The organism is Pseudomonas sp. BYT-1, assembly GCF_023611805.1.
In the GTDB taxonomy this organism is placed as follows: domain Bacteria; phylum Pseudomonadota; class Gammaproteobacteria; order Pseudomonadales; family Pseudomonadaceae; genus Aquipseudomonas; species Aquipseudomonas guariconensis.
In genome coordinates this window covers 5,341,123-5,361,713 of record NZ_CP072559.1, presented here as the reverse complement: position 1 = coordinate 5,361,713, position 20,591 = coordinate 5,341,123, and the positions used below count along the sequence as shown (strand labels likewise).

The following is a 20,591-nucleotide window of genomic DNA, read 5'->3' as shown; positions in this document are numbered from 1 at the left end:
GCACTTTAAGTGAAAATTATTTTCATTCGTGAGGGCTGGATGCTCCGCGCCCGTCGTCCTACTGTTCAAGCCTAAGGAGCTCGCTTGTCCACGCCTGTCGAACCGTTGCGTTTGCTGCTGTTGGCTGATGAGCCGGAATGGGCCACCCTGCTGCGCGAGTGCCTGCAGCCGCTGGCCGGGAGCGCGGTCTTGTTGACCGCACCGAATTGGGAATCGGTGGACAGTCTGTTCGCCAATGACCGCCAAGCCGTCGTTTTGGCGAGGCCGGCATTGCAGCCGGCCCCCGGTCGTTGTGACCTGCCCACCATCCTGTTGCTCGATGAAGAGCCTGACACGCCACCCAGCGCGGTCAGCGACTGGCTGGTGCGCGAGCAGTTGAGTGGCGATGCGCTGCGTCGTTCCCTGCGCCACGTGCGCGAGCGGGGCGTGCTGGTGGCCACCTTGCAGCGCCTGGCCGAGCAGGACCCCTTGACCGGCATCGCCAATCGTCAGGGCTTCCAGGCGCTGCTGACGGCGCGTCTGGCGGAAAACGAAGGCCGTGGCGTCGCGCTGGGTCACCTGGACCTGGACAACTTCCGCCACGTCAACGATGCCTTGGGCCATCAGGGCGGCGACCGCCTCATCCTGCAAGTGGTGGCGCGGTTGAAGCAGCAACTGGAGGCCGGGGACCAGCTGGCCCGCCTGGGAAGCGACGAATTCGCCCTGCTGATCGACACCCGGCGTGATGCCAACCGCGCCGAGTGGATGGCCGAGCGCATCGTCGAGGCCCTCGCCGAACCCTATTGGGTCGATGGCGAGAGCCTGTTGCTCGGTGCCAGCCTGGGCGTGGCCCACGCCCGGGCCCAGGCCGGCGCCGATCCGCTGATGTGGCACGCCCATATCGCCATGCGCCAGGCCAAGGGCAGCCAGGGCTGCACCTTCCATGTGTTCAACGAGCGGATCAACCGCAACGCCCGCAGCCTGGCCGATCTGGAAAGCGAGCTGCGCCGGGCCCTGCGTCGCGACGAGCTGGAGCTGCACTACCAGCCCCGGCTGAGCCTGGGCGATGGACGCATCGTCGGCCTCGAGGCCCTGGTGCGGTGGCGTCATGCCGAGCGAGGCCTGCTGCCACCGAGCGAATTCGTGCCCCTGGCCGAGCAGAGCGGCTTGATCGTGCCCTTGGGCTACTGGGTGATCTCCCGGGCCCTGCGCGACATGCAGGCCTTGCGAGAGCGCGGGCTCGAACCCTTGCACATGGCGGTTAACCTGAGCTTCCGCCAATTCCAGGACAGCCAGTTGCTGGCCACGCTCAGCCGCTTGATCATCGAGCATGGTGTCGATGCCCGCTGGCTGGAATTCGAACTCACCGAGACTGCCGTCATGCGCCGCAACGAGCTGGTCCGCCAGACGATGGACGCCTTGGGGCGCCTGGGCGTGCGCTTTTCCCTGGATGACTTCGGCACAGGTTTTTCGTCGTTCGTGCACCTGAACAGCCTGCCGATCACTCTGCTCAAGGTGGATCGCAGCTTCGTTGGCGGCATGGAGCTACGCGAGGAGAACCGCAAGCTGGTGCACGCCATGATCAACCTGGCGCACAACCTCAACCTGGAGGTGGTGGCCGAAGGGGTGGAGACCGAGGAGCAGTTAGCGCTGCTGCGTGGGTTCGGCTGCGACCAAGTGCAGGGATACCTGGTGAGCAAACCCCTTCCGGTGGAGGCGTTGATGGATTACCTGCAGCAGGCGGCGCAGGCGCAGGTATTGAGTCTATAGCTGCGGCGGTATTTTCGCGGGGGGAACCCGCTCCCACAGGGCTTCGCCAGTCCTGTGGGATCACACCGACATCGGTGCAGCTTCAGCCTTGTGCGCCTTGCCCAGCATCCGCTTGGTCCGCCACTCGAAGCCAAGGGTCAGCGCCACCGCTGCGCAGGCCAGCCCCAAGGCCAGGCCCCACCACACACCCACCGCGCCACCGCCGAGGGTGAAGGTGAACAGCCAGGCGCTGGGTGCCCCCACCAGCCAATAGCAGCACAGGCCGATGAGGAAGGTGGTCTTGGCGTCTTTCAGCCCGCGGATAGAGCCCATGGCGATGGTCTGCATGCCATCGAACAATTCGAACCAGGCCGCGACCATCACCAGGCTCACGGCCAATTGGAAGATCGCCGCGAAAGCTGGGTCGTCACGGTCGATGAACAAACCGACCAGCGTATCGGGCAGTAACCAGAACAATGCCGCGAAAGCGAACATGATCATCGCCCCGAAACCGATCCCCACCCGCCCGGCGCTGCGTGCGGCCAGCAGATTCCCACCACCGTAGTACAACCCCACGCGCATGGTCACCGCATACGACAGGCCCGTCGGCACCATGAACGCGGTGGAGACGATCTGCAGGGCGATCTGGTGCGCCGCCAGCTCCGTGCTGCCCAGCACCCCCATGCACAGGGCGGCGAAGGCGAACAGGCCGACCTCTACCATGTAGGTGCCACCGATCGGCAGGCCCAGGCGCCACAGCTCACGCAAGGCGGGCAGGGATGGGCGCGACAGGCCCTTGCGCAGCGGGTAGGCGGCGTAGGCCTTGTGCCAGCGAATGTACAGGGCAAGCGCAATGGCCATGCCCATCGACACCACCGCCGTGACCAGGCCGATGCCCATCAGGCCCAGCTTGGGCAGGCCGAACATGCCTTCGATCAGCGCATGGTTGAACACATAGTTGAGCACCGTGCCCACCAGGCTGATGACCATCACCGGCGTCGAACGGCCCAAGGCGCTGGTGAAGCCACGCAGGGCCATGAAGGTCAGGTAGCCGGGCAGAGCCAGCGGCAGCAGCGTGAGGAATTCCATCGCCGAGGCGACGTTCTCCGGCTGTTGGCCAAACAGCAGCAGGGCCGGCTCCAGGTTCCACAGCACCAGCGCGGCCACCAGGGCCAGGCCCCAGGCCAGCCACAGGCCGTTCTGCGCCAGACGGGTCGCGCCGGGAACGTCCCCGGCGCCCTGGCGGATGGCGACCAAGGTGCCGACCGCAGCAATCACGCCCAAGCAGAAGATCGACACGAACGAATAACTGGCGGCCCCCAGTCCACCCCCGGCCAGGGCCTGTGGGCTGATACGGGCCATCATCAGGGTGTCGGTCAGTACCATCAGCATGTGCGCCAACTGCGAGGCGATCAGCGGGCCGGCCAGGCGCAGCAGAGCCTTGAGTTCGGTGGTGGGCGCGACGTGCATTGGGATGTCCTTTTTCCTGAATCTGTTGAGCGAGCCGTTGATTCTGAGGCTTCGGTCAACTTTGCACAAAAGGATAAATGCGATCGTTGGCATGAGTCGGACTCATGCATATATGATCCTGTGCATTCCATTCTCGCCCCGCTGGGCAGGTGCCAGATGTCTCGTCAGCTTCCCCCGCTCTATGCGCTACGCGCATTCGAAGCCGCCGCTCGGCTGAGCTCGTTCACCCGCGCCGGTGAGGAACTGTCCATCACCCAGAGCGCGGTCAGCCGGCATATCCGCACCCTGGAGGATCACTTCGCCTGCCGCTTGTTCGTGCGCAACGGTCGCAGCCTGCAACTGACCGAGGCGGCGCGGGTGCTGTTGCCCGGCGTGCGTGAGGGCTTCAGTGCGCTGGAGCGGGCCTGCGACACCTTGCGCGGCGAAGACGACATCTTGCGCATGAAGGCCCCGTCGACCTTGACCATGCGCTGGCTGTTGTCGCGCCTGAGCCAGTTCCGTCACCTGCAGCCAGGCAACGAGGTGCAACTGACCAGCGCCTGGATGGACGTGGACCATGTGGACTTCAATCAGGAGCCGTTCGACTGTGCGGTGTTGCTCAGCGATGGGTTATTTCCCGCGGACTGGGAGGTGCGTCGGCTGTTCTCCGAGCTGCTGATCCCGGTGGGCGCGCCGGGCCTGCTCGATGATGGCCCATGGGACGAGCGACGCCTGGCCGGCATTGAGCTGTTGCACCCGACGCCGGACAAACGCGATTGGCGCGCCTGGCTGGAGCGCATGGGGCTCACCGACAAGGTCTCGCTCAAGGGCGGGCAGGTGTTCGATACCCTGGAGCTGGGCATGATCGCAGCTGCCCGTGGCTATGGCATCTCCATGGGCGATCTGCTGATGGTGGCCGAGGACGTGGCCCAGGGACGCCTGAGTCTGCCGTGGCCGACAGCGGTGCCCAGTGGCATGGATTACTACCTGGTGTGGCCACGAACGAGGCCTGGGGGAGAGCGTTTGCGCAGGTTGAGCGCCTTCTTGCAGGAAGAGGCGGCGGCGATGAACCTACCGGATGTGAGCATCCTTGAGACCCAATCGCGGGATCGCTCGAATTCCGATTGATCTGGCTGTTCGCGGGTAAACCCGCTCCTGGAGGGGCCTGGGAGCGGGTTTACCGGCTAATGGCTTACAGCGACTTGAGGTTCAGCGCCTGGGCACAAGCCTCGAGTGAGCGCTGCTCGCTCTGGGCATACAGCGCCAGTTCATCCTGTACCTTCATCTGCAGTGCCGCTTCGAATGCCTCGCGGTTGGCGTTGCTGCCGTACTCGGCCTGGGCATCGTCGCCCAAGTTGGACTGGAAGATCCCGGCGGCGCTGACCGGCAGGAAGTCTTCGTACACCAGCGCCTCGAAATGCACGTGGCCGGCATCGATCAGGCCTTGCAGGGTGGTCGGACGACCTTGCTGGTCGCGGGCGGCCAAGCCTTTTTCGGTGGCAAAGTAGCGAAAGTACGCCAGCCCCTGTTCGCGCATCTGCACCAGGTCGTCCGGGAATTCGGCGAACTGCGCCTTGAGCAGCGCCATGTAGCGTTCGGCGTTGGCTTCGGCCGGTGCGCCGCCCAGGGCCTCGCGGGTGGCGTCGAGCAAGCGGTCATAGAGCTGGCGACCCTTGGGGGTCAGCGCCGCACCGCGTTGTTCGATCTCGCCGAAACGCGCGGTGTGGCTGCCTTGTGCATCGCTGAACGCGACCTTTTCCTGCAGCGCCTTGAAGCTGGTCTGGCGCAGCAAGATCGGGTGTCGGCGGGTGGGCGGGCCTTCGACCACAGCCTTGGGCGGAATGCCTTTGGCTGGCATGCCCAGCTGGACGGCGTCGATGTCCAGGGTACGTGGGGTCAGGTGGTTGATGTGCGGGCCCTTGAAGGCCACGACATCGGCGATCAGGCGATGCTGGTCGTGCAATTGCTGGTACTGCTCGGCCGTGACAGTGGCGTCCTGGTGCCAGCGGAAGGTGTGCAGCGCTTCCTGCACGAACGTATCGGCATCGCTGGCGCTCAGGCCGCCGTCGCGCTCGCACTGGGCGATCAGCTCCAGCACCCGCGGGGTGAAGATCTTGCGCTTGGCCAGGATGCCCTGGGCCAGTTCGCGCAGCTGCGGGTTGTCGATCAGTTCCAGGCGCAGCAGCGAGGTGAACACGCGGAACGGGCTGATGTGCAGGGACTGCTCGTGTACCGCGCGAAACGCGGTGGAATGCACAGGCACGCCGGCGCTGCTCAGGTCGTAGTAGCCGACCGGCTCCATGCCCATGACCGCGAACAGGCGGGCGATGGTCGCGAGCTCCTCGGCGGTACCGACGCGGATGGCGCCGTGGCGCTCTTGATCGAGGCGCTCGATTTCACCGGTCCAGCGCAGGGCTTCGGCGATCTTGGGCTGCTGGGTCATGACCTGCTGGTTGATTTCGCTCACCAGCTCCAGCAGCGTGCCGTACAGAGGCACTTCCTGTTTGTACATGAGGGACATTGCGGCAGAGAACTGCGCGCGGATGCTGTCGGGGCTGACGAAATCGTGGGCGGGCATCGCTAGCTTCCTGGGGGTGAGTGAGTACCCTTACATGAAAGCTGGGAATGCACTTTCCCCACAAGCGAAAAAAAGTGCAGGTGTCATTCCTTTTTGGATCGACCTTCTGGTCCCACCTATCAGCCTTGCAGCTGGTCTTTGATCCACTCCACCAACGCCCGCACCTTCGGCACCTCCGCGGCATGTTCGGCGAACGCCAGGTAATGCGCGCCGTTGCTCTTCATCGCATGGTTCCAGGCCATCACCAGGCTGCCCTCGGCCAGTTCCTTGGCCACCAGGTAGCGGGGCACCAGCGCCACGCCGCAACCGGCTTGTGCCGCGCTCAGCGCCATATAGAAGGTGTCGAAGCGTGGCCCGTGGTAGCTGTTGTCGGTATGCAGCCCTTGCTCCAGGAACCACTCGTGCCAGGCCTCCGGGCGCGAGGTGCTTTGCAACAACACAAGCTGCGCCACCGCACTGGCGTCCTTGAGCTCACGGCCTTGCAACAGCTCCGGCGCGCACACCGGCACCACCTCTTCGCCGAACAGCTCCACGCAGGTGGCGCCTGGCCAGGTGCCCTGGCCATAGAAGAACACTGCATCCGCCGAGCCCTGAAGCAGGGCGAAAGGCTCCATTTCGTTGCGGATGTCCAAATGAATGTTCGGGTAGCGCTTGCCGAAGCCCTTGAGGTGCGGAATCAACCAGCGCACGCCAAAGCTTGGTTGGGTGGCTACCTTCAATACTTCGGTCTGCTCGCCATAGGTCAGGACGTAGCGGCTGGACATGTCCACCTGGGTGAGAATCTTGTTGACTTCGGCCAGGTACAGCGAGCCGGCTGGTGTGAGTTGCAAACGTCGGCGGATACGCAGGAACAGATGATGCCGGAGCATCTCTTCGAGCTGCGCGACCTGCTTGCTGACCGCACTCTGGGTCAGGTGCAGCTCTTCGGCCGCGCGGGTGAAGCTCAAGTGGCGAGCAGCAGCCTCGAAGCACTGCAAGGCGGTCATCGAGGGTACCAGGCGTTTGGACATAGCGGTCTCTACGGCAGGAGGATCATTACCTGACGGAATGATATGCGGAATAAAGGTCGTTTGTTGCGCTAGTGTCATCGGATTAATACTGATCCACATCAGGTTTTCAACCCTTCACCCCCTGTAGGAGAAGCACATGGTCGCTGGATTGCTCGAGCGCCTTGGCGTTGCCGCCGAGGCTTACACCCAGGGTGACTACCCTGTTCACACCCCGATCGACGGTAGCCAGATCGCCTCGGTGAAACTGCTCGGCAAAGCCGAGACCACTGCCCGCATCGACCAGGCCCACAAAGCTTTCGAAGCCTGGCGCAGCGTGCCGGCCCCGCGCCGTGGCGAGCTGGTGCGTCTGTTCGGTGAAGTGCTGCGTGCACACAAGGCCGAGCTGGGCGAACTGGTGTCCATCGAGGCCGGCAAGATCACCCAGGAAGGCCTGGGTGAAGTGCAGGAAATGATCGATATCTGCGACTTCGCCGTTGGCCTGTCGCGTCAGCTGTACGGCCTGACTATCGCTTCCGAGCGTCCAGGCCACCACATGCGCGAGACCTGGCACCCGCTGGGCGTGGTCGGCGTCATCAGCGCCTTCAACTTCCCCGTAGCGGTCTGGGCCTGGAACACCGCGCTGGCGCTGGTCTGCGGCAACGCCGTGGTGTGGAAACCGTCCGAGAAGACCCCGCTGACTGCCCTGGCCTGCCAGGCACTGTTCGAGAAGGCCCTGAAAGCCTTTGGCGATGCACCGGAAGGCCTGAGCCAGCTGGTGATCGGTGGTCGCGAAGCCGGCGAAGCCTTGGTGGATGATCCACGCGTACCGCTGGTCAGCGCCACCGGCAGCACCCGCATGGGCCGCGAAGTGGGCCCACGTGTAGCCGCCCGATTTGGCCGCAGCATCCTCGAGCTGGGTGGCAACAACGCCATGATCCTGGCCCCGAGCGCCGATCTCGACCTGGCCGTGCGCGGCATCCTGTTCGCCGCGGTCGGTACTGCGGGCCAGCGCTGCACCACCCTGCGTCGCCTGATCGTGCACCGCTCCATCAAGGACGAAGTGGTTGCCCGCGTCAAAGCCGCCTACGGCAAGGTGCGCATCGGTGACCCACGCAAGGACAACCTGGTCGGCCCGCTGATCGACAAGCCATCCTTCGACGCCATGCAAGGCGCGCTGGCCAAGGCCCGCGACGAAGGTGGCCAGGTGTTCGGCGGCGAGCGCCAGCTGGCCAGCGAATACCCCAACGCCTACTACGTTTCGCCGGCCATCGTCGAGATGCCGGGCCAGAGCGAGGTGGTGCGCCACGAGACCTTCGCCCCGATCCTCTATGTGCTGGCCTATGACGACTTCGAAGAGGCCCTGCGCCTGAATAACGAAGTACCGCAAGGCTTGTCGTCGTGCATCTTCACCACCGACCTGCGTGAGGCCGAGCGCTTCCAGAGCGCCTCGGGCAGCGACTGCGGTATCGCCAACGTCAACATCGGCACCAGCGGCGCGGAAATCGGCGGCGCGTTCGGTGGCGAGAAGGAAACCGGCGGTGGTCGTGAGTCCGGTTCCGATGCCTGGAAAGGCTACATGCGTCGTCAGACCAACACCGTGAACTACTCGCGCGAGCTGCCGCTGGCGCAGGGGATCGTGTTCGACTGATGATCGCAGGCCGGGGGCCTTGCCCCCGGTTCGCGGGTGGACCCGCTCCCACAGGTACAACAGGGTTTTTGACCTGTGATGTAGCTGTGGGAGCGGGTCCAGCCGCGAAAGGGCCGCGCAGCGGCCCCAACAAGAACAACACTGCTGGAGCCGGGCCATGTCCGAATTGCGTCAAGAATGTCTGTGGGAGTTCGTCACCAAGCCGACCGTCGCCGCCCAGGCGCTGGCGGGTGAGCACAAGGCCGATGTCTGTGTGATCGGCGGCGGCATCACCGGGCTGTCCGCAGCGATCCACCTGCTCGAACAGGGTAAGTCGGTGATCCTGCTGGAGGCCTGGAAGATCGGCCATGGTGGCTCTGGACGCAACGTCGGTCTGGTCAATGCCGGCACTTGGATCCGTCCCGACGATGTCGAGGCGACCCTCGGCCTGGAGCAGGGCAGCCGCCTGAACAAAGTGCTCGGCGCAGCGCCTGCCGAAGTGTTCGCGATGATCGAGCGCCTCGGCATCGACTGCCAGGCCCAGCACAAAGGCACCCTGCACATGGCACACAACGCCACTGGCATTGCCGACCTCGAGGCGCGTCACGCCCAGTGGAGTCGTCGCGGCGCGGATGTCGAGCTGCTGACCGGGGCCCGCTGCCAGGAATACTGCGGCACCGACAAGATTTCCGCCGCGCTGCTCGACCGCCGCGCCGGCACCATCAACCCGATGGCCTACACCCAGGGCTTGGCTGCCGCCGTGGCACGCCTGGGCGGACGGGTATTCCAGCAATCTTCGGTCGAAGGCCTTGAGCGCGACGGCGATGGCTGGCGAGTGAACACCGCTCGCGGCTCGGTGCGCGCCGACAAGGTGGTGATCTCCACCGGTGCCTACACCGAAGGCGAGTGGAGCAACCTGCAGAAGCACTTCTTCCGTGGCTACTACTACCAGGTGGCTTCCAAGCCGCTGCAGGGCGCCGCGGCCGACAAGGTCCTGCCTCATGGCCAGGGCTCCTGGGACACCCGCACCGTGCTCAGCAGCATTCGCCGCGACGACCAAGGCCGTCTGCTGCTCGGCAGCCTCGGCCGAGTGGACAACAAGCCGGCTTGGTTCGTGCGCAGCTGGGCAGACCGCATCCAGAGCCATTACTACCCGGAGCTGGGCAAGGTCGAGTGGGAGATGCACTGGACCGGTTGCATCGACTTCACGCCGGATCACTTGATGCGCCTGTTCGAGCCGGCCCCTGGGCTGGTGGCGGTGACTGGCTACAACGGCCGGGGCAACACGACCGGGACGGTGATTGGCCGTGCGTTCGCCGAGTTCCTGCTCAAGGATGACCCGAACAGCCTGCCGATCCCGTTCTCGCCAATGAAGCCGGTCAGCGCGCCTTCGCTGCGCACGGCCTTCTATGAGTCGGGCTTCTCGCTGTATCACGCGGGGCAATGCCTGCGGGTGGTGCTCTGACCGCGTCGGCTTGTGCGCGGGCAAACCCGCTTCCACAGGGCAGCGCTGGCCTTGTAGGACTAGGTCTACCCGCGAAAGGCGCCTGGACGAATCACTTGTGCAGCCAGCTGAGGAAGCCGCCTTTCTTCACCACGGGCGGTTTCTGCATCAGCAACGACTCCCGGTTCTGACGACGGAAACGCTGCAGTTTGGTCAGAGCGGTCTGTACCTCGCCCCGCTGGGCCAGGCAGTTGCGCACCTGCTCCTTGTCGATGCGATAGAGCAGGCAGCCTGTCAGGGTCCGAAATTCGGCCAGCGACTCCTCCTCGTCGATCAGGCCTTCGATTCCCAGCACCTCGCCAGGCCCCATGCGCCCGGCTTCGATCAGGCGTTCGCCATCGCGAATCGACGCCGACACCACGCCGCTGCCGATCACCAGCACATAGTCGGAGTGTTCCCCCACGCCCAGGATCACTTGGTCCGCCAGGTATTCCACCGCGGTCATGCGCTGGCTCAAGGCGTCGCGTTCATCGCTGGTCAAGGAGCGGAACACCCGCACGTCATCCAGCAGCTCGCGCTGGCGACTGCGTGGGGGCAGGGCGAGGTCCACGTTCCACATCACCCCGTTGGCCTCCAGATGACGATGGGCCAGGTCGAACAGTTGGTTGCGCACCTCGACCTTGCGCTCCATGGTCGCCACGAACCCGCTGGCCTCGTACTCCACCGACTCTAGCGTTGAGGCTTTCACGGTCACCTTGGGCGGCGGTGTCGTGAGTAGCGCGCTGGTGCCCTGCAGGGCTTTTTCCAGCGCATCGAATACCCGCTTGGGGCGCACCTTGGCCGGCACCACCACGCTGATCGACACCCCATGCACGTCCGCCGGACGGCTGAAATTGAGCAGCTTGGCCTTGGCCACCACCGAGTTGGGCACCACCGCCAGGCTGCCATTGCCGGTGAGCAGGCGCGTGGCCCGCCAGTCGATGTCCAGCACCTTGCCCTCGGTACCGTCGATGGAGATCGCATCACCAATCTGATAAGGCCGCGTAGTGTTGAGCACGATGCCTGAGAACACGTCCGCCAAGGTGCTCTGCAATGCAAGGCCGATGACGATGGCCATGACGCCTGAGGTTGCCAGCAGCCCCTTGACCGGCAGTTGCATCACGTAGGCCGCTGCCGCGATCACCGCTGCCACGAAGATCAGTGCCCCGAGCACGTCTTGCAATAACCGCCCGCCATGACCGCCCCGGGCGATCAGCACCAGGCCGAACACCACTGTCACGGTACGGGCAAAGAACAGCCACCAGGCGATCTCCAGCGCGGTGGCCATCAGGTTGCGGGGCACGTCGTCCACCCAGGGCGCCGGTTGCAACGGGCTCATGCCCGCCGCCAACAGGACCCAGCTGAACAACAGGAAAATAACCAGCCGAGCGCCGATACGGCAGGCCCGGCGCTCGACCGGGATCAACTGCCATAACACCAGGTCGAGCAGCAGCAGGGCGGCGCCGAGCAACAGCGGGGAGGACTGAATGAACGCCAGCATGGAAGTCTCGCGACAGAGAAAGGCTGTGGGTAGTAAAGAGCAGGTTGGGCGGGCAGGCAATGGAGCCGGGGCCGCACAGCGGCAAAAGGCTCGCAAAGGGTGTCGCTTCGATCGTCGTTCCGAAAATAGAACGCTAGAGCCAGTTTTTGCTATCTAGTGCTTCAAAGGTGATGTTTTTAATCTGTGCCCATGCAGTCAAGGCAACACCCCAACTCACTCACTGAAGGAACACAGACCATGAGCAAATTCACCTACAACCGCCTGGACAAGAACAACGCTGCCGTACTGCTGGTCGACCACCAGGCAGGCCTGCTCTCGCTGGTACGGGACATCGAGCCTGACCGCTTCAAGAACAACGTGCTGGCCCTGGCGGACCTGGCCAAGTACTTCAACCTGCCGACCATCCTCACCACCAGCTTCGAGCAAGGCCCCAACGGCCCGCTGGTACCGGAGCTCAAGGCGCAGTTCCCGGACGCCCCCTACATCGCGCGTCCAGGCCAGATCAACGCTTGGGACAACGAAGACTTCGTCAAGGCGGTGAAGGCCACCGGCAAGAAGCAACTGATCATCGCGGGTGTGGTGACCGAAGTGTGCGTGGCCTTCCCGGCGCTGTCGGCCTTGGAAGAAGAGTTCGAAGTGTTCGTGGTCACCGATGCCTCCGGGACCTTCAACGAGATGACCCGCGACGCCGCCTGGCGCCGGATGGAAGCGGCCGGTGCGCAACTGATGACCTGGTTCGGCGTGGCCTGTGAGCTGCACCGCGACTGGCGCAACGACATCGAGGGCCTGGGTACCCTGTTCTCCAACCACATCCCGGACTACCGCAACCTGATGACCAGCTACAGCACGCTGACTGCTGGCAAGTAACCCACTTCACCAGGCGCCGGATCCCGGCGTCTGGCCTCATCTTGTCCAGGGGAAGCCGATGAACAACCGTACCGTGGTGACGCTGGTCATCCAGCACAAAGTGCGCACCGATGCGCTGGCGCGTTATGAAGCCTGGTTGCGGCACACCGTCAGCGTGGCCCGCCAGCAGCCGGGTCATCTGGATGTGAATGTGATCCGACCTGACGACGGTGGCCGTCAGTTCACCACCGTGGTGCGCTTCGCCGAGGCCGACCAGCTGCAGGCCTGGGTCGACTCTCCCGAGCGCCAGGCGCTGATCAACGAGGTGCTGCCGCTGCTGGAGGAGGGCGACCAGACCCAGGTCCATGACGATCCGGAGTTCTGGTTCACCCCGCCCACCACCGGTGCATCCCAACCGCCGCGCTGGAAGCAGGCGCTGCTGACTTACCTGGTGATTTGCCCCATGACCTTGGTCATCCCGCAACTGCTGTCGCCGCTTTTCGCGCGCTTTCCGCAGTTGGGCGGCGCGATCACCGGCAACTTGATCGTCAACCTGTTCGTCATCCTGCCCGTGGTGTTCTACATCATGCCGTGGGTAACCCGTCGCTGCGCCGACTGGCTGCGCGGCTGAACCACGCCTTTAGCTCGACACTTTCAAGGAGATACCGATATGACCACCCTCGTTACCCGCGATGGCACTTCGATCTATTACAAGGACTGGGGCAGCGGCAAGCCTGTGCTGTTCAGCCACGGCTGGCCACTGGACGCCGACATGTGGGATTCGCAGATGGAGTTCCTGGCCAGCCGCGGCTACCGCGCCATCGCCTTCGACCGCCGTGGTTTCGGGCGTTCGAGCCAGCCCTGGGATGGCTACGACTACGACACCTTCGCCGATGACATCGCCCAGTTGATCGAACACCTCGATCTGCGTGACGTGACCCTGGTCGGCTTCTCGATGGGGGGCGGTGATGTCAGCCGTTACATCGCCCGTCACGGCAGCGAGCGGGTGGCCGGGCTGGTGTTGCTGGGGGCGGTGACCCCGGTGTTCGGCAAGCGTGACGACAACCCCGAGGGGGTCGACCTGTCGGTGTTCGAAAGCATCCGTGCCGGTCTGCGTGCCGACCGTGCGCAGTTCATCGCCGATTTCGCCACACCGTTCTATGGCCTGAACCATGGGCAGCAGGTCTCCCAAGGGGTGCAGACCCAGACCTTGAACATCGCCCTGATGGCCTCGATCAAGGGCACCCTGGACTGCGTGACAGCCTTCTCCGAGACCGACTTCCGTCCGGACATGGCGAAGATCGATGTACCGACGTTGGTCATCCATGGCGACGACGACCAGATCGTGCCGTTCGAGACCACCGGCAAGCAGGCGGCGGCGTTGATCCGCGGGGCTGAGCTGAAGGTGTATGCCGGGGCACCGCATGGGTTTGCAGTGACCCATGCCCAGCAGCTGAACGAAGATCTGCTGGCGTTTCTTCAGAAGTGATCGTGGCAGGCTTTCACGGGTGAGCCCGCGAATCGAGCTCGCCAGGCAGCACAAATGGTGAACAGGGCTACCCTTTCACAACCCACCGCACTGCACTTATCGGCATGCCCCGCAGCGGCTCCGGCCGCTGCCGCCTAGACGGAGAAGACCATGTCCAAGGATCGCAACGACAAGACCCGTCGCCAGTTCCTCGCCACCAGTACCGTCCTCGGTGCCGCCGGCGCGCTCTGGTCCGCATTGCCTTTCGCCGGCCAAGCCGGTTCCGCTTACGCAACCAGCCAAGGAGGTTCCATGTCCGCCGACCTGATTCTGTTCAACGGCAAACTGCATACTGTTGACCGCGAGAAGCCCACCGCGACCGCCGTCGCCATCAAGGACGGCCGCTTCATTGCCGTGGGCAGCGACGCCGAGGCCATGGCCCACAAAGGCAACACCACGCAGATCATCGACCTCAAGCAACGCACGGTGATCCCCGGTCTGAACGACTCGCACCTGCACCTGATCCGCGGTGGCCTGAACTACAACCTGGAACTGCGCTGGGAAGGCGTGCCATCAGTTGCCGATGCCCTGCGCATGCTCAAGGACCAGGCCGCACGCACCCCCACGCCCCAATGGGTGCGAGTGGTCGGTGGCTGGAACGAATTCCAGTTCGCCGAAAAGCGCATGCCGACGCTGGAAGAAATCAACCAGGCCGCGCCGGACACGCCGGTGTTCCTGCTGCACCTTTACGACCGCGCGCTGCTCAACCGTGCCGCCCTCAACGCCGTGGGCTACACCAAGGAGACGCCCAACCCACCAGGCGGCGAGATCCAGCGTGACAAGTTCGGCAACCCGACCGGCATGCTCATTGCGCGTCCCAACGCGATGATCCTCTACGCCACCTTGGCCAAGGGGCCGAAGCTGCCGCTGGAGTATCAGGTCAACTCCACGCGCCAGTTCATGCGTGAGCTCAACCGCCTGGGCCTGACCAGCGCTATCGATGCCGGTGGTGGCTACCAGAACTACCCGGACGACTACCAGGTGATCCAGGAACTGGCCGACAACAACCAGTTGACCGTGCGGATTGCCTACAACCTGTTCACCCAGAAGCCTAAGGAGGAGCTGGCCGATTTCAAGAACTGGACCTCCAGCGTCAAGCTGCATGGCGGCAACGACTTCTTCCGCCACAACGGCGCCGGCGAGATGCTGGTGTTCTCCGCCGCCGACTTCGAGGACTTCCTCGAGCCGCGCCCGGATCTACCGCAGACCATGGAGCAGGAGCTGGAGCCGGTGGTGCGCCATCTGGTTGAGCAGCGCTGGCCGTTCCGCCTGCACGCCACCTACAACGAATCGATCTCGCGCATGCTCGACGTGTTCGAGAAGGTCAATCGCGATATCCCGTTCAATGGCTTGCCATGGTTCTTCGACCATGCTGAGACCATCACCCCGCAGAACATCGAGCGAGTGCGTGCGCTGGGCGGTGGCATCGCCATCCAGGACCGCATGGCCTTCCAGGGGGAATACTTCGTCGACCGCTACGGCGCCAAGGCTGCCGAGCAGACGCCACCGATCAAGCGCATGCTCGACATGGGCGTGCCGGTGGGCGCCGGTACCGACGCGACACGGGTGTCCAGCTACAACCCGTGGACCTCGCTGTACTGGTTGGTCAGCGGCAAGACCGTGGGTGGCATGGCGTTGTATCCGCAGGGACTGAGCCGCGAGACTGCGCTGCAACTGTTCACCCAGGGCAGCGCCTGGTTCTCCAGCGAGCAGGGAAAGAAAGGTCAGATCAAGGTGGGGCAGTTGGCGGACCTGGCGGCACTGTCACTTGACTTCTTCAGTGTCGATGAAGAGGCGATCAAGGGCATCGAGTCGGTGCTGACCATTGTCGATGGCAAGGTGGTCTATGGCGCAGCGGAATTCGACAAGCTCGGACCGCCCCAGGTGCCGGTGCTGCCGGAGTGGTCGCCGGTGACCAAGGTTCCGGGGCATTGGCGGGTGGGTACACCGTCCTTGGCGGCGGTGGCACATCAATGTGTCGGGCCGTGCGGCGTACATGCGCACAGCCATGAGAAAGCGCGTCATTCGACCGTGCCGGTGAATGACTTCCAGGGCTTCTGGGGAGCGTTGGGCTGTTCCTGCTTCGCCTTCTGAAAGCCACCAGGCTGGCGCCGGCCCCCACAGCATTCAACAGGCTCTTGTGGGGGCTGGCGACCGCGTGCCAGGGCTGCAAAGCGTCACCCGCCAACTCACGCCATATCGCTGACCGCGAACTCCTCGGCCAGATGATCGATCAACGCCCGCACTGACGGTAGCAACCCCCGCCGGGACGGGAAGATCGCATGGACGATCCCGCAGCGCGGGTGCCAACCCGGCAGCATTTCCACCAACCTGCCTGCCGCCAGGTCTTCGCGCACCGCTACCCGTGGCAAATGCGCGATTCCCACACCTGCCACCACAAAGTGACGCAAGGCGAACAGGTCGTCGGTGACTACCTTGGGCTTATGTGCGATCACCAGCTTCTGCGCCATGCTTTCGTCCTGGAACAATTCCCACTGGTACTCACGCTGCGAACTGCCCCAATGCAGGCTGGGCAGTTGGCCCAGCATCTGCGGCTCGAAGTTTTCCGGCAGTTGTTCGAGAAACGACGGCTGCCCCACCAGGCACTGAGTACTATTGCTCAGCACCTTCATCACCATGTCGGTATTCTCCAGCGGCGGGAAGCGCACCCGCAGTGCGATGTCGAAGCCTTCGTGAAGCAGGTCGACCCGGCGGTTGGTGCTCTCGATGAACAACTCCACCTGCGGGTACTTGGCCATGTAGCGCGTCAGCATCGGCCCCACCCAGGCATTGAGCAAGGTCGTGGGGCAACTGATGCGTACCAGGCCGCGGGGCTCGCTGCGGTTGCGCTCGATGATTTCGGCGGCCCCCTCGGCCTCCACCCGCATGGCCAGGCAGCGCTGGTAATAGGCTTGGCCGACTTCCGTCAGCGAGCAGTGCCGGCTGGTGCGATGCAGCAGACGCACGCCCAGGCGCTCTTCCAGTTCGGCGATGCGCCGGCTGAGCTTGGATTTGGGCATGTCCAGGGCCCGGCCGGCCGGCGCGAAACCGCCGTGCTCGACTACCTGGGTGAAGTAGTAGAGGGAGTTGAGGTCTTCCATGGGCATTCTCGAAACGCAGGCGAGGGATTTCGCAGTCTACCGTAGCGAGTCTGTTTTGAGCGGCGAAGGCCCATGAATGAGTAGGGGCCGCTGTGCGGCCCATGCAGGATCAGTCCATCTTCGCAGGCATAGCGGTGCGCTGAGGCTATGGCCTACGGCGCATCCGACTCGAACAGCCGCTCCAGCTCCTTGCGCGCTTCCTGGGCGGTCTGCATCACCTTGGCCCGGTCGTCGCGCACGCGGCCTTGGGCTTCGAGTACTTGCTCGTCGTGTTCGGTGAAGCGTTGGATTCGGTCTGCGGCCTGCTCGCCCGACAAGCCCAGTCCGAGCAGGGTGCGGCGGCTCATCTCAAGGCTGGAATAGAACGTCTCACGGATCGGCTCGGCGCCCACGTCCATCAGCTTGTGCACATGCTGGCGGTTGCGCGCCCGGGCGATCACCTTCAGGTGCGGATACAGGCGCTTGACCCGCTCGGCGGTGCGGGTGGTCACTTCCGGATCATCCGTGGTGATGATGACGTACTCGGCTTCGCCAACCTTGGCCGCATGCAAGACCTCCGGGCGCTGCGGGTCGCCGTAGAACACCGGAGCCTGTTCGAAGGTGCGAGTCATCTCGATGGTGTCCACCGAGGTGTCCAGGGCAATGAAGGGGATTTTCTGCGCCCGCAGGATGCGCGAGACGATCTGACCCATGCGGCCCATGCCGACGATCACCACCCGTGGTGTGTCGGCCTGGATGCTCTTGTAGTGCTCCGGCACCTCGCGAGCCGGTTGCGGGCGCTTGAGCAGGCGTGCGCAGGCCAGCAGCAACAGCGGGGTGATGGCCATCGACAGAGTGATGGTCATCAGCAGCATGTCGTGGGTACGGGCATCGAACAGGCCCTGGTCCTTGCCCAGCTTGAACACTACGAAGGCGAATTCGCCACCTGCCGCCAGCACCACGCCAAGGCGCAGGGCGCTGGCGGTGTTCAAGCCGCCGGCCAGGCGCCCGACCAGCATCAGCAACGGCAGTTTCACTGCCACCAGCAGCAGGGTCAGGCCGAGCAGTACCAGCGGCATCTCCAGCAGCAACCCGAGGTTGGCGCCCATGCCCACACTGATGAAGAACAACCCCAGCAACAGACCTTTGAACGGCTCGATCTGTGACTCCAGCTCGTGACGGTACTCCGAGTCCGCCAGCAGCAGACCGGCGAGGAAGGCGCCCAAGGCCATGGAAATGCCGGCCTGCTCCATGAGCCAGGCGGTGCCGATCACCACCAGCAACGCAGTCGCGGTGGACACCTCCGGCAGGCCGGTACGGGCCACGGTGCGGAATACCGGGCGCAGCAGGTAGCGGCCGCCGACGATGACGATGGCGATGCTGGCGAATACCTGCAGACCATGCTGCAGGCTGTCGCCATGGCTGGTGTCCGGGCCGCTGGCGGCCAGCAGTGGCACCAGGGCGATCAAGGGGATGGCGGCGATGTCCTGGAATAGCAGGATGGCGAAGGCCAGGCGACCGTGAGGGGCATTGAGCTGTTTGCTTTCGGCCAGGCTCTGCAAGCCGAATGCGGTGGACGACAAGGCCAGGCCCAAGCCCAGCACCATGGCGCTGGGCAGCGGCTGGCCGAAGCCGAACAGGGCGATGGCGCCAATGACCGCACCGGTCATCAGCACCTGGGCCAGACCCACGCCGAACACCGCCTTGCGCATCAGCCACAGCCGCCGTGGCGAGAGCTCCAGGCCAATGATGAACAGCAGCAGGACCACGCCCAGCTCGGAGATGTGCGCGACGCTCTCGGTGTCGCGAATCAGTCCCAGTGCCTGGGGCCCGATGGCCACACCAGCGAGCAGATAGCCGATCACCGCCCCCAGTTGCAGGCGCTTGGCCAGGGGTACGGCAACGACGGCGGCAAGCAGGAAAATCACCGCCGTTTGCAGCAGGCTGGCTTCGTGGGGCATGGCTCGGACTCCTTGAGCGACGAGAGGGTTAGGCAATGGATAGCAGAGGCGGGCATTTTCGTCTTGAGCAGCAAACAGGACAATCCCGTCGCTTCGGGAAGCATCGTTCCGGAATCGATACCTTTGGGCAGCGGATTATCCGCGAACCGGGTGCTGTCTGATGATCAGGTGCTTGGTCGATACTGAAGCGCTTCGGCCAAGTGCGCACGCCCAATGCATTCTCTCTGTTCAAGGTCTGCCAAGGTACGGGCTACCTTGAGCAGGCGATGGGCCGCCCGCAGGGACAAAGTCAGGCGCTCGCAGGCATTTTCCAACCAGGCCTGGTCGACCGCTTCCAGCGCACAGTGGCGACGCAGGCCGTTGAGGTCGAGAAAGGCATTGGCGCAGCCCTGGCGCCGCTGCTGTAGCTCACGTGCCTCGGCCACCAGGCGGGCGACGCTGGCGCTGGACTCGCCGCAGGGCTGGTGGGTCAGTACGGTGCTTTCCCTGGCCACGGTCTGGTGCAGATCGATCCGGTCGAGCAGCGGGCCGGACAGCTTGTTGCGATAACGCTGGATTTGCTCGGTGCTGCACCGGCAACGCCCGGTGGGATCACCCAGGTAACCGCAAGGGCAGGGGTTCATGGCCGCTACCAGCTGAAAGCGTGCAGGAAAGCGTATGCGATCCTTGGCACGGGCCACCACGATTTCCCCTGACTCCAGCGGCTCGCGGAGCACTTCGAGCACGCGTCGCTCGAACTCCGGCAGTTCGTCCAGAAACAACACGCCATGATGCGCCAGGGTGATCTCGCCCGGTTGAGGTCGACTGCCACCGCCCACCAGGGCCGGGCCTGACGCCGAGTGATGAGGATGACGGAAGGGGCGCTGGGGCCAGCAGTCCAGCGGCTTATGACCGCTGACCGATTGGATTGCCGCCACTTCCAGAGCCTCGTGCTCATCCAGCGGCGGGAGCAACCCGGGCAGGCGGCTGGCGAGTAGGGTCTTGCCCGTGCCGGGCGGTCCGGTGAAAAGCAGATTGTGTGCACCGGCCGCAGCCACCAGCAGCGCACGCTTGGCGGCAGTCTGGCCCTGGACCTCGCTGAGGTCCGGGTAGGGCCGCTCCCGCAGCAGCAGGCCGTTGGCTGCAAAGGGTGATAGGGGCGACTGGCCGTTGAGGTGGGCCACCAGCTCGAGCAGATGGCCCACCGCGTAGACCACCAAGCCATTCGCCAGGCTCGCTTCCTCGGCGTTCTCCCTGGGTACCACCAGGGCTCGCCCAGCCTCTCGCGCGGCCAGTGCCGCAGGCAGCACGCCTTGCACTGGGCGCAATCCACCCGACAGCGCCAGCTCGCCGATGCACTCGATTTCGCTCAGGGGCGCCACCGGAACCTGGCCATTGGCGGCCAGGATGCCCAAGGCGATGGCCAGATCGTAACGCCCGCCGTCCTTGGGCAGATCGGCCGGGGCGAGGTTCTGGGTGATGCGTCGGGCGGGGTAGTCCAGGCCGGAGTTGACGATGGCGCTGCGCACGCGGTCCTTGCTCTCCTTGACCGTGGCTTCGGGCAGACCGACCAGGGTCAGGGTGGGCAGGCCGTTGGCCAGATGGGTTTCGACACTGACAGCAGGCGCCAGCACGCCGACCTGGGCGCGGCTGTGGACGAGGGCGAGGGACATGGACACTCCGTGGTCGCTTGGGGAAAACCGCTTCCTGCGGTTGGGCAAGCATAGAGCGCCTGGGGAAGGGCGATTGCGAAAGAGTGCGTCGGGGTTTTGCAGGGAGTGACCGACGGCCTGTAGGGACAGCGGTGTTCATGAGAACACCGCAGAACAGGCATCGGCGAAA

The 20,591-nt window shown here is 64.5% G+C and carries 15 protein-coding genes; 8 read left to right on the top strand and 7 right to left on the bottom strand.

The annotated features are described in order from the left end of the window. Positions 1-84 precede the first annotated feature (84 nt). Entirely contained in the window at positions 85-1,749 is a 1,665-nt protein-coding gene (locus J5X93_RS25155) for a putative bifunctional diguanylate cyclase/phosphodiesterase (protein ID WP_250034203.1), read from the top strand. A 60-nt stretch (positions 1,750-1,809) separates the two neighbouring features. On the opposite strand, the gene J5X93_RS25150 is transcribed toward J5X93_RS25155, so the two are convergent. Further along, on the bottom strand, positions 1,810-3,198 hold the full coding sequence (locus J5X93_RS25150; RefSeq protein ID WP_090344226.1) for a NorM family multidrug efflux MATE transporter: 1,389 nt from the start codon (positions 3,196-3,198) through the stop codon (positions 1,810-1,812). A 156-nt stretch (positions 3,199-3,354) separates the two neighbouring features. On the opposite strand from J5X93_RS25150, the gene J5X93_RS25145 reads away from it, so the two are divergent. Continuing rightward, the gene (locus J5X93_RS25145) at positions 3,355-4,305 is read left to right on the top strand and encodes a LysR substrate-binding domain-containing protein (RefSeq protein WP_052352480.1); all 951 of its coding nucleotides are present in this window, start codon (positions 3,355-3,357) and stop codon (positions 4,303-4,305) included. Between the two features lie 64 nt (positions 4,306-4,369). Here the strand turns inward: J5X93_RS25145 and hglS are convergent, their stop codons facing one another. Both hglS and J5X93_RS25135 read right to left on the bottom strand, forming a co-directional pair. Beyond that, on the bottom strand, positions 4,370-5,755 hold the full coding sequence (gene hglS / locus J5X93_RS25140) for a 2-oxoadipate dioxygenase/decarboxylase HglS (RefSeq protein WP_197852550.1): 1,386 nt from the start codon (positions 5,753-5,755) through the stop codon (positions 4,370-4,372). 119 nt (positions 5,756-5,874) lie between these two features. After that, complete coding sequence (locus J5X93_RS25135; RefSeq protein WP_043213029.1) at positions 5,875-6,765, bottom strand: LysR family transcriptional regulator; 891 nt, start codon at positions 6,763-6,765, stop codon at positions 5,875-5,877. Positions 6,766-6,901: 136 nt separating this feature from the next. Between J5X93_RS25135 and amaB the strand changes: the two genes are divergently transcribed. Then, complete coding sequence (gene amaB / locus J5X93_RS25130; RefSeq protein WP_043213031.1) at positions 6,902-8,392, top strand: L-piperidine-6-carboxylate dehydrogenase; 1,491 nt, start codon at positions 6,902-6,904, stop codon at positions 8,390-8,392. A gap of 157 nt (positions 8,393-8,549) precedes the next feature. Continuing rightward, positions 8,550-9,836: an L-pipecolate oxidase gene (amaA, locus tag J5X93_RS25125; RefSeq protein WP_043213452.1), complete on the top strand. Its 1,287-nt coding sequence runs from the start codon at positions 8,550-8,552 to the stop codon at positions 9,834-9,836. A 91-nt stretch (positions 9,837-9,927) separates the two neighbouring features. On the opposite strand, the gene J5X93_RS25120 is transcribed toward amaA, so the two are convergent. Beyond that, complete coding sequence (locus J5X93_RS25120; RefSeq protein WP_090344233.1) at positions 9,928-11,355, bottom strand: mechanosensitive ion channel family protein; 1,428 nt, start codon at positions 11,353-11,355, stop codon at positions 9,928-9,930. Positions 11,356-11,592: 237 nt separating this feature from the next. Here J5X93_RS25120 and ycaC point away from each other — a divergent pair, with 237 nt between their 5' ends. The 4 genes from ycaC to J5X93_RS25100 all read left to right on the top strand — a co-directional run bounded on the left by ycaC (position 11,593) and on the right by J5X93_RS25100 (position 15,823). Continuing rightward, a complete protein-coding gene (gene ycaC / locus J5X93_RS25115; RefSeq protein ID WP_043213448.1) occupies positions 11,593-12,222 on the top strand; it encodes an isochorismate family cysteine hydrolase YcaC in 630 nt (209 codons plus the stop codon). A 58-nt stretch (positions 12,223-12,280) separates the two neighbouring features. Then, on the top strand, positions 12,281-12,832 hold the full coding sequence (locus tag J5X93_RS25110; RefSeq protein WP_043213446.1) for an antibiotic biosynthesis monooxygenase: 552 nt from the start codon (positions 12,281-12,283) through the stop codon (positions 12,830-12,832). 39 nt (positions 12,833-12,871) lie between these two features. Beyond that, the gene (locus tag J5X93_RS25105; RefSeq protein WP_043213444.1) at positions 12,872-13,690 is read left to right on the top strand and encodes an alpha/beta fold hydrolase; all 819 of its coding nucleotides are present in this window, start codon (positions 12,872-12,874) and stop codon (positions 13,688-13,690) included. Between the two features lie 291 nt (positions 13,691-13,981). Then, positions 13,982-15,823 (top strand): amidohydrolase, encoded by a 1,842-nt coding sequence (locus J5X93_RS25100; RefSeq protein ID WP_167358081.1) that lies wholly within the window; start codon positions 13,982-13,984, stop codon positions 15,821-15,823. A 95-nt stretch (positions 15,824-15,918) separates the two neighbouring features. Here J5X93_RS25100 and J5X93_RS25095 read toward each other — a convergent pair whose 3' ends face one another. From J5X93_RS25095 to J5X93_RS25085, 3 genes are all read right to left on the bottom strand, one after another. Further along, a complete protein-coding gene (locus J5X93_RS25095) occupies positions 15,919-16,830 on the bottom strand; it encodes a LysR substrate-binding domain-containing protein (RefSeq protein WP_043213439.1) in 912 nt (303 codons plus the stop codon). A gap of 152 nt (positions 16,831-16,982) precedes the next feature. Then, positions 16,983-18,770, bottom strand: coding sequence for a monovalent cation:proton antiporter-2 (CPA2) family protein (locus J5X93_RS25090; RefSeq protein WP_090344245.1), 1,788 nt, complete (start codon positions 18,768-18,770; stop codon positions 16,983-16,985). 164 nt (positions 18,771-18,934) lie between these two features. Continuing rightward, positions 18,935-20,422 (bottom strand): YifB family Mg chelatase-like AAA ATPase, encoded by a 1,488-nt coding sequence (locus J5X93_RS25085; RefSeq protein ID WP_102081142.1) that lies wholly within the window; start codon positions 20,420-20,422, stop codon positions 18,935-18,937. Between the last annotated feature and the right edge of the window lie 169 nt (positions 20,423-20,591).

Bases quoted from the DNA above. Each gene is read 5' to 3' on its own strand.
- J5X93_RS25150 (WP_090344226.1), bottom strand. From the start codon at position 3,198: ATGCACGTCGCGCCCACCACCGAACTCAAGGCTCTGCTGCGCCTGGCC.
- J5X93_RS25145 (WP_052352480.1), top strand. From the start codon at position 3,355: ATGTCTCGTCAGCTTCCCCCGCTCTATGCGCTACGCGCATTCGAAGCC.
- hglS (WP_197852550.1), bottom strand. From the start codon at position 5,755: ATGCCCGCCCACGATTTCGTCAGCCCCGACAGCATCCGCGCGCAGTTC.
- J5X93_RS25135 (WP_043213029.1), bottom strand. From the start codon at position 6,765: ATGTCCAAACGCCTGGTACCCTCGATGACCGCCTTGCAGTGCTTCGAG.
- amaB (WP_043213031.1), top strand. From the start codon at position 6,902: ATGGTCGCTGGATTGCTCGAGCGCCTTGGCGTTGCCGCCGAGGCTTAC.
- amaA (WP_043213452.1), top strand. From the start codon at position 8,550: ATGTCCGAATTGCGTCAAGAATGTCTGTGGGAGTTCGTCACCAAGCCG.
- J5X93_RS25120 (WP_090344233.1), bottom strand. From the start codon at position 11,355: ATGCTGGCGTTCATTCAGTCCTCCCCGCTGTTGCTCGGCGCCGCCCTG.
- ycaC (WP_043213448.1), top strand. From the start codon at position 11,593: ATGAGCAAATTCACCTACAACCGCCTGGACAAGAACAACGCTGCCGTA.
- J5X93_RS25110 (WP_043213446.1), top strand. From the start codon at position 12,281: ATGAACAACCGTACCGTGGTGACGCTGGTCATCCAGCACAAAGTGCGC.
- J5X93_RS25105 (WP_043213444.1), top strand. From the start codon at position 12,872: ATGACCACCCTCGTTACCCGCGATGGCACTTCGATCTATTACAAGGAC.
- J5X93_RS25100 (WP_167358081.1), top strand. From the start codon at position 13,982: ATGTCCGCCGACCTGATTCTGTTCAACGGCAAACTGCATACTGTTGAC.
- J5X93_RS25095 (WP_043213439.1), bottom strand. From the start codon at position 16,830: ATGGAAGACCTCAACTCCCTCTACTACTTCACCCAGGTAGTCGAGCAC.
- J5X93_RS25090 (WP_090344245.1), bottom strand. From the start codon at position 18,770: ATGCCCCACGAAGCCAGCCTGCTGCAAACGGCGGTGATTTTCCTGCTT.
- J5X93_RS25085 (WP_102081142.1), bottom strand. From the start codon at position 20,422: ATGTCCCTCGCCCTCGTCCACAGCCGCGCCCAGGTCGGCGTGCTGGCG.